This window comes from Legionella septentrionalis (assembly GCF_003989745.1).
Taxonomy (GTDB): domain Bacteria; phylum Pseudomonadota; class Gammaproteobacteria; order Legionellales; family Legionellaceae; genus Legionella_A; species Legionella_A septentrionalis.
In genome coordinates, this window is the sequence record NZ_RZGS01000085.1 from 1 (window position 1) to 1,011 (window position 1,011).

The following is a 1,011-nucleotide window of genomic DNA, read 5'->3' on the forward strand; positions in this document are numbered from 1 at the left end:
GCATCATCATACTATCAAAGCTCCTATCGTGGGAGAGGGGGTAGATCGAAGTGAAATAGAAAAATTTGTGCTCAATTTAAGATGAAATCTTGGCTAAAAAACTTTAGGGACGTTGCCTAATGTTTTGGAAAAGGAAAACTTTATTTTAAATGCATCCACCATGGATTGGTTATACACGGAATGCAGCAAAACCAAATCTGATTTTTGTGCTATCTTTTCTTCCAGTGTATCCGGATTCTCTGTAGGATAACTTCCGCCAATGGTTCGATCGCTGCCTGGATTCAATACCACCACGTCCATCCCTTGCTGTTTTAATTCCTGCGCATAACCAAGCATATCCTTATGAATAATCGGTCGCACGAAACGATTGTTGCTGCAATAGTTTTGGAATTTATTTTGCTTGCTTGCTGCTTGCCGATCACCTTGCCAGACAATCCAATCTACTTCAATTTGATGTTTTAAAGCAGCTTATGCAAAAGCTTTAAACATTATTTTTTGTGCCAATTCTTTCGAGGGAAAATTAAGTGTCTTAATGTATACTCCTACGCCAAACGCGGGCATGACCAAGCGTTGATGCCCGTGTAGTTTTGCAGTGCGGACAATAAAATCTGCTAATTTGTTGCATTCCGATTTATAGTTCGTTTCTTTTAAAGTTCAATTATCCCAGCCGCCCGTAGAAAACTCTGCCAAGTCGGCCGGGGATGTACCCATCAAATTAGGGGCGCAAGCCCGTAATCACGGAAATTTCAGTGGGCTTTTTAAACTTATTATCGAAATAAAAATCCACAGGGCCATGGATTAATCGGTAACGGCTTAAGCGTCGATTTTCAGGCTTGATTTCTTCAGCTTCCGGGGCTTTTAAGAACTTCTTATTTTTTACGGCATAATCCTGGCTCTACCCCAAATACAGGGGCACTTTAATCGGATTATAGTAATCTAACTCTTTGATTTTGCAGTCAAAAGAGGATTAAAGTGCCGAAGAAAGATATTATCCTAAATTTACCTGGTTAT

1 protein-coding gene is annotated in these 1,011 nt (G+C 40.0%); it reads right to left on the minus strand.

What is annotated here, in order from left to right:
• Positions 1–93: 93 nt before the first annotated feature.
• Positions 94–360, minus strand: a complete 267-nt coding sequence (locus ELY11_RS12300; protein WP_126955073.1) for a hypothetical protein — start codon at positions 358–360, stop codon at positions 94–96.
• Positions 361–1,011 lie beyond the last annotated feature (651 nt).